The following is a 7745-nucleotide window of genomic DNA, read 5'->3' as shown; positions in this document are numbered from 1 at the left end:
TTTACTATATTTGGTAAATCAGCGCCACCGCTTCGGCAGCGATTCCCTCTTCGCGCCCCAGATAGCCCAGCTTTTCATTGGTTTTCGCCTTGATGTTGACCTGGTTGATGGCTACGCCCAGATCCTCGGCGACATGGGCCACCATTTGCGCTATGTGCGTCGCCATCTTCGGTCTTTGTGCAATGATGGTCGCATCCACATTGCCGATGCGAAAACCTGCTGCTGCCACACGCTTGACTGCCTCGCGCAGCAAGACGCGCGAATCGGCACCGGCAAACTCGACTGCAGTATCAGGAAAATGCCGTCCTATATCGCCCAATGCGGCCGCGCCGAACAAGGCATCGGTAATCGCGTGCAACAGCACATCGGCATCCGAATGGCCGAGCAAGCCGGTCGTATGCGGAATCGTCACGCCGCCTATGATCAGCTTGCGGCCTTCGACCAGCGCATGGCAGTCGTAACCCTGGCCGATACGGCATGGCAGCACGGCAGGTATCCGGTTGGTCATACTAATCCTTTCAAATAAAGCTCAGCCAGCGCCACGTCATGCGGCAGCGTCACCTTGAAATTGCGTACATGGCCTGCCACCAGTTTCGGCTGCAGACCCAGCGCCTCGATGGCGCCTGCTTCATCGGTCACCGTCACCGCCTGCCCCAGCGCGCGCAGCAACAATCCGTAACGGAACATTTGCGGTGTCTGCGCCGCCCACAGGTGCTCGCGCGGCACGGTCAGCTCGACCCGTCCCTGGCTGCCGGCACGTTTCAAGGTATCGACCACAGGCAGCGCCAGCAAGCCGCCGACTTCATCGTCCTGCAAGTCCAGTATCAACTTGTCTATCAATTCCATGCTGAGGCCCGGACGTGCGGCATCGTGCACCAGCACCCAGTCAGCATCGCCTACCGACTCGCGCATCGCGTGCAAGCCATGCAATACCGATAACTGCCGGGTCGCGCCACCGACACGCAATACCGTGATGTTGTGTGTACCGGCAGGCAAACCGGCCAGTGTGGCATCGATATAAGCATCATCCGGGCTCACCACGACAAAGGTATGCGCAATCGATGGCGCGCTGGAAAACGTGGCCAGCACATGGTGCAGCATGGTTTTGCCGGCCAGCTGCGCATACTGTTTGGGGATATTCCCGCCCATGCGCGCGCCAACGCCGGCGGCGGGAATCAGGGCGAAATAGCGGGCTAAAGTCATCGGGTAATAAGGGGAAGGTGCACGGGTGCGCTCTGTTGTAGGGGAAATCGGCATTCGGATTGCGCACGCGCCCAAGCGAAGAAGAACTTCAGGGTAGGGCTTGGTTTATAATCGCATCATAATTTTTCACTGTCAAATTAAGTACGCGATAGCAATTATGCCGCGCTTTTTGACCACCCTGACATTTCTTAATGTCATTACTTGATGTCATTCGACCTAAAAAAATCTCTCCCCAAGCCCGGCTCGCGTTTTGCACTGCCCCCGGTACACGGTTCGGCAGACGCCTATGTATTGGCGCAAGCTGCGGCGGAACTGAAATCGCAAAAACGCATGCTGACGGTCGTCGTTGCCAACGCCAGCGATGCGCAGCGCCTGCTGGCTGAAATCCCGTGGTTCGGCAAAGAGCAAGGCGAATTACGCTGCCATCTGCTGCCGGATTGGGAAACACTGCCCTATGACGCCTTCTCGCCGCACCAGGACCTGGTGTCCGAGCGTCTGGCGACCCTGTATGAAGTCTTGAATGCGCAATGCGATGTATTGATCGTGCCGGCCACCACGGCGCTGGTGCGCATGGCGCCGCCCTCCTTCCTCGCCTCCTATACCTTCTTCTTCAAGCAGGGCGAAACGCTGGATGAAGCGAAGCTGAAAGCGCAGTTGCAGCTCGCCGGCTACAGCCCGGTCAAGCAGGTGATGTCGCCCGGCGAATATTCGGTGCGCGGCGGCTTGATCGATATTTTCCCTATGGGTTCCATCCTGCCTTATCGGATCGACCTGTTCGGCGACACGATAGACACGATACGCACCTTCGACGCCGATACGCAACGCTCGCTGTACCCGGTCAAGGAAGTGCGCCTGTTGCCGGCGCGCGAATTTCCTATGGATGAAGAAGCGCGCACCGCCTTCCGCGGCCGCTGGCGCGAATTGTTCGAAGGCGATCCATCGCGCTCGATGATTTACAAGGATATCGGCAGCGGCATTGCCTCGGCCGGCATCGAATATTATCTGCCGCTGTTTTTTGAAGAAACAAAGACGCTGTTCGATTATCTGCCCACGGATACGACCTTTGCGCTGGTCGGCGATATCGATGCCGCGATCAAGCGCTTCTGGGACGATACGCAATCGCGCTATCGCTTCCTCAAGTCGGATCGCGACCGTCCCTTGCTCGCGCCTGAACAGATCTTCCTCAGCGATGAAAATTTCTTCACGCTGGCCAAACCTTACGGTCGCTGGATCCTGCAAAGCGAAGATGTCGCCTCCGAACTGTCGGCGCCATTGCCCAACATTGCCGTCAACCGGCGCGCCGACGACCCGCTCGTCAATCTGCGCGCCTACCTGCTGCAAACCGGCAAACGCGTGCTGATCTGCGCGGAAACCAACGGTCGCCGCGAAACACTGCTGCAGTATTTCAACGAATACGATTTGCCGCTGGCAACCGCCGATGGCTTTGCCGATTTCAGCACCGCATCGGCAAAACTGATGCTGGGCGTGGCGCCCATGCACGCCGGCTTCGAGCTCGGCGATGCGCTGGGCGGACTCGCCTTCATCACCGAAACCGAACTGTATGCGGGCACGGGCCGCCGCGTCGGCAGCAAGAAGCAGGAAGGCGCAACGCAGGTCGAATCGATGGTGCGCGACTTGTCCGAGCTCAAGATCGGCGATCCGGTGGTGCACATCAACCACGGCATCGGGCGCTACATGGGCTTGACCAGCATGGATCTCGGCGAAGGCGAAACCGAGTTCCTGCATCTGGAATATGCGAAGGACACCAAGCTGTATGTGCCGGTCTCGCAGCTGCATGTGATCTCGCGTTACTCGGGCGCCTCGCCCGACGATGCACCCCTGCATGCGCTGGGCTCCGGCCAGTGGGAAAAGGCCAAGCGTCGCGCGGCAGAAAAAGTCCGCGATACCGCCGCCGAATTGCTGAACCTGTACGCCCGCCGCGCCTTGCGCGAAGGCCACAGCTTCGAATATTCCGCCCACGATTACGAAGCCTTCGCCGAAAGCTTCGGCTTCGAGGAAACGGTAGACCAGGCCGCCGCGATCAATGCCGTCATCAAGGACATGACCAGCGGCAAACCGATGGACCGCCTGATCTGCGGCGACGTCGGTTTCGGCAAGACTGAAGTGGCCTTGCGCGCCGCCTTCGTCGCCGTACTCGGCGGCAAGCAGGTCGCCATCCTCGCCCCTACTACTTTGCTGGCAGAGCAGCATGCGCAAACCTTCGCCGACCGCTTTGCCGACTGGCCGGTGCGCATAGCCGAACTGTCGCGTTTCCGCAGCGGCAAGGAAATCACGCAGGCTTTCAAGGGCATGGCCGATGGCACGCTCGACATCGTGATCGGCACCCACAAGCTGCTGTCGCCGGACGTCAAGTTTTCCCGCCTGGGCCTGGTCATCATCGATGAAGAACATCGCTTTGGTGTGCGGCAAAAGGAAGCGCTGAAAGCCTTGCGCGCCGAAGTCGATGTCCTGACGCTGACCGCCACACCTATCCCGCGCACGCTGGGGATGGCGCTGGAAGGCTTGCGCGATTTTTCCATCATCGCCACTGCGCCGCAAAAACGACTCGCCATCAAGACCTTCGTGCGCAGCGAAAACGATTCGGTGATCCGCGAAGCCTGCCTGCGCGAATTGAAGCGCGGCGGGCAAGTCTACTTCCTGCACAATGAAGTCGAGACGATACAGAATCGCAAGGCGATGCTGGAAGAGCTGATGCCGGAAGCACGCATAGGCGTCGCCCACGGCCAGTTGCACGAGCGCGATCTGGAACGCATCATGCGCGATTTCGTCGCGCAGCGTTTCAACATCCTGCTGTGCACGACTATCATAGAAACCGGCATCGACGTGCCGACCGCCAACACCATCATCATGCACCGCGCCGACAAGTTCGGCTTGGCGCAATTGCATCAATTGCGCGGCCGGGTCGGACGCTCCCATCATCAAGCCTATGCCTACCTTCTTGTGCACGATGTGCAGGGCTTGACCAAGCTGGCGCAGCGCCGCCTTGATGCGATCCAGCAAATGGACGAACACGGCAGCGGCTTCTAACACGCGATGCACGATCTGGAAATCCGCGGCGCCGGTGAAGTACTGGGTGACGAGCAATCCGGCGAAATGACCGAGATCGGTTTCCAGCTGTATTCAGACATGTTGAATGAAGCGGTACGCGCGCTGAAAAATGGCAAGGAGCCCGATCTGGCAGCGCCACTGTCGAGCACCACCGAGATCAACCTGCATGTGCCTGCGCTGCTGCCGAGCACCTATTGCGGCGACGTGCATGAGCGGCTGTCGCTCTACAAGCGTCTGGCCAATTGCAAGACGCAGGAAGCCGTCAATGACTTGCAGGAAGAATTGATAGACCGCTTCGGCAAACTGCCGGATGCCGCGCAGGCGCTGGTGGAAACCCACCGGCTGCGCGTGGCCGCAGTACCGGTCGGCATCATCAAGATCGATGCGCATGCAGAATCGGCGACCCTGCATTTCAAGCCGAATCCGCCTATCGATGCGATGCGCATCATAGAACTGATCCAAAAGAATCGTCACATCAAACTGCACGGCCAGGACAAATTGCGCATCACTGCCAACATGCCGGATCTGGCTGCGCGCGTGGCGCAGATCAAGACCACCATCCGTTCGCTGCTGAATTAAATTGCATCCATAGACAAGACCATGAACCTGATCCTGCAAGGCTTGACCGCACAACGCCATATCGTCGAACGCATCGCCGACCTTGCCCGTCCGCGCGAAATTATCGCCATCGGCGAGCATGCCTATCGCTGCATGAACGTCAGCTACAACGATGAGGTGAAATCGCAAATCGACATGGCGGCATGGGCCGCGCAACTTGACTATGCGTTCATCGAACACGAGCGTTCGCTGGCAGATTTCAAGTTGCTGACGATGGATATGGATTCGACCCTGATCACGATCGAATGCATAGATGAAATCGCCGACATGCAGGGCTTGAAACCGCAAGTCGCAGAAATCACCGAAGCAGCGATGCGCGGCGAAATCGAATTCAAGGAAAGCCTGAACCGTCGCGTCTCCCTGCTCAAGGGGCTGGACGCCGGTGCATTGCAACGCGTCTATGACGAACGCCTCGCACTGTCACCGGGTGCAGAGAAAATGCTGGCTGGCGTGCAGGCCGCCGGCATCAAAACCCTGCTGGTCTCCGGCGGCTTTACCTTCTTCACCGAGCGCATGCAGCAGCGCCTGGCACTCGACTACACGCATGCTAACCAACTCGAAATAGTCGACGGCAAGCTGACCGGCCATGTCATCGATGGCATCGTCGATGGCGCAGAAAAGAAAGCGACCGTGGAACGCGTCTGCCAGGCATTGCACATCTCGCCGCAACAGGCGATCGTGCTGGGCGACGGCGCCAATGATTTGCAGATGATGGGCATAGCCGGGATGTCGGTCGCGTTTCGCGCCAAACCCATCGTGCGTGCGCAAGCTGATATTGCATTGAATTTTGTCGGTCTGGACGGTATATTGAATCTGTTCCGCAGCTAAGTCACACCAGTTGCAGAGCAGCATCACAAGCTTGCTCTGCAATGTTCCCCAAGCTGAACAAGCCACTTCAGAAATTGTTTCAAATGATGGAAAGTCCTGCACTCTTTCGCGTTTGAATTTTGCATCTTGCAAAAGCACAACAAAACTGTAGTAATCACAAGGCCCTCAGCCATCAAAATATTTCACCCACACATTAAATTTATTCACCAACGCGCAAGGCGGCTGCTGCTATCGTGGCAGACGCCTGTTGCTGCAACGATCAGCAAGGATAGACAACAATAGTAGTGACCTAAACAAAGGACAAAGACCATGATATGGCAACAGATTTACGATCCGCTTAACAGTTTCGGACTTTCGACACTGGCTGCGGGTATACCGGTGGCAGTACTGCTGGCAGCACTTGCATTTTTCCACATGAAAGCTCATCTGGCGGCCGGTCTGGCGCTGGTGGTCGGCATCGTGATTGCCGCCTTCGTATTCGGCATGCCGGTCGCGATGGCCGGCAAGGCGGCAGGTTACGGTATCGCTGCGGGCTTGTTCCCTATCGGCTGGATCGTCCTCAACATCATCTTCCTGCACCGTTTGACCACGCTGAATGGTTATTTCAAGGTCTTGCAAAACAGCATCAGCGGCATCACCGAAGATCGTCGCCTGCAATTGCTGCTGGTTGCCTTCTGTTTCGGCGCTTTCTTTGAAGGTGCGGCCGGTTTCGGCACACCGGTGGCGGTGACCGGTGCGATCCTGATCGGCCTCGGCTTTTCGCCTTTGGCTGCGTCCGGTCTGGCGCTGATCGCCAACACGGCACCAGTCGCTTATGGCGCGCTGGGTGCACCTGTTATCGCGCTGGCCTCGGTTACCGGCCTCGATTTGCTCGACCTGTCTGCGATGATAGGCCGTCAATTGCCATTCTTCTCGGTGCTGGTACCGTTCTGGCTGATCTGGGCATTCGCCGGTTTCCGCGGCATGCGTGAAATCTGGCCAGCGATTCTGGTCGCCGGCGTGTCATTCGCAGTGCCACAGTTCCTGGTCTCGAATTATCACGGTCCATGGCTGGTGGACGTGATCGCAGCGATCGTTTCTATGGGTTCGCTGACGCTGTTCCTGAAGGTATGGAAACCAAAGACGATCTGGACCACGACCGCTTTGCGCAATCGCCATGACAATTCCAAGGATGACATCAAGGACGAGCCAATCACCGAGGACAACTCGGTAGTCGCCAGCATCACCGTAGCGAAATCATGGATGCCATGGGTGATCCTATCGGTATTCGTGTTCATCTGGGGTACGCCATTCTTCAAGAAAGCGATTGATGCGGTCTGGTCCTGGAAGTATCCGATCGAAGGCTTGCACAAGATGGTCATGAAAATGCCACCGGTTGCAAAAGAGCCTTTCCTTGAAGCTGCCGTTTTCAACTTCAATGTATTGTCGATGGCAGGTACCGGCATTTTTGTGTCGGCACTGGTCGCCGGCCTGATGATGGGTTATTCGTTCAAACGCCTGTTCCAGGAATACTGGCAAACCATCAAGCTGGTGCGCTATTCGCTGTTGACGATTTGCGCGATGTTCGGCGTCGGTTACCTGACCAAATACTCGGGTCTCGATGCAACCCTGGGCCTGGCATTTGCACACACCGGCGTGTTCTATCCGATGTTCGGCACCCTGCTCGGCTGGCTGGGCGTTGCCTTGACCGGGTCGGATACCGCGGCCAACGTGCTGTTCGGCAGCCTGCAAAAAACCACGGCGGAACAACTGGGTCTGCCACCTGTCCTGATGGCATCGGCCAACAGTGCCGGCGGCGTGATGGGCAAGATGATAGATGCGCAATCGATAGTGGTCGCATCTACCGCTACCAAGTGGTATGGCCACGAAGGCGACATCCTGCGCTATGTGTTTTTCCACTCCATCGTGCTGGCCTGCCTGGTTGGCGGCCTGGTGACACTGCAGGCTTATGTGTGGCCGTTCACGCTGATGGTGGTGCACTGATCGCTGACGGGATTCAAGCGTTCAGGGTGGTGCGCTGAATACCG

4 protein-coding genes and 1 pseudogene are annotated in these 7745 nt (G+C 57.8%); 3 read left to right on the top strand and 2 right to left on the bottom strand.

Features of this window, described 5'->3' with window-relative positions; translation table 11 throughout:
• Nucleotides 1-4: 4 nt before the first annotated feature.
• Both ispF and ispD read right to left on the bottom strand, forming a co-directional pair.
• Complete coding sequence (ispF, locus tag Q7T06_RS10195) at nucleotides 5-508, bottom strand: 2-C-methyl-D-erythritol 2,4-cyclodiphosphate synthase (RefSeq protein ID WP_304784269.1); 504 nt, start codon at nucleotides 506-508, stop codon at nucleotides 5-7.
• Nucleotides 505-1203 carry a 2-C-methyl-D-erythritol 4-phosphate cytidylyltransferase gene (ispD, locus tag Q7T06_RS10190; RefSeq protein ID WP_304784267.1) on the bottom strand — a complete coding sequence of 233 codons (699 nt, stop codon included), beginning with the start codon at nucleotides 1201-1203 and terminating at the stop codon, nucleotides 505-507. Before ispD ends, ispF begins: the two co-directional genes overlap by 4 nt.
• Nucleotides 1204-1407: 204 nt before the next feature.
• On the opposite strand from ispD, the pseudogene mfd reads away from it, so the two are divergent.
• The 3 genes and pseudogenes from mfd (at nucleotide 1408) to Q7T06_RS10175 (ending at nucleotide 7701) form a co-directional block, all read left to right on the top strand.
• Nucleotides 1408-4851: pseudogene (mfd, locus tag Q7T06_RS10185) on the top strand (transcription-repair coupling factor).
• 21 nt (nucleotides 4852-4872) lie between these two features.
• The gene (serB, locus tag Q7T06_RS10180) at nucleotides 4873-5718 is read left to right on the top strand and encodes a phosphoserine phosphatase SerB (protein WP_304784265.1); all 846 of its coding nucleotides are present in this window, start codon (nucleotides 4873-4875) and stop codon (nucleotides 5716-5718) included.
• Between the two features lie 312 nt (nucleotides 5719-6030).
• Nucleotides 6031-7701, top strand: coding sequence for an L-lactate permease (locus Q7T06_RS10175; protein ID WP_304784271.1), 1671 nt, complete (start codon nucleotides 6031-6033; stop codon nucleotides 7699-7701).
• Nucleotides 7702-7745: the final 44 nt, after the last annotated feature.

Origin of the sequence: Herminiimonas sp. (assembly GCF_030645555.1) — a bacterium.
Taxonomy (GTDB): Bacteria; Pseudomonadota; Gammaproteobacteria; order Burkholderiales; family Burkholderiaceae_D; genus Oxalicibacterium.
Note: the sequence above shows the minus strand (reverse complement) of the source record. Positions and strands in the feature narration are given on the sequence as shown.

What these genes read in the sequence shown, in the direction of transcription:
- ispF (WP_304784269.1), bottom strand. Translation starts at nt 508, where the DNA reads ATGACCAACCGGATACCTGCCGTGCTGCCATGCCGTATCGGCCAGGGT.
- ispD (WP_304784267.1), bottom strand. Translation starts at nt 1,203, where the DNA reads ATGACTTTAGCCCGCTATTTCGCCCTGATTCCCGCCGCCGGCGTTGGC.
- serB (WP_304784265.1), top strand. Translation starts at nt 4,873, where the DNA reads ATGAACCTGATCCTGCAAGGCTTGACCGCACAACGCCATATCGTCGAA.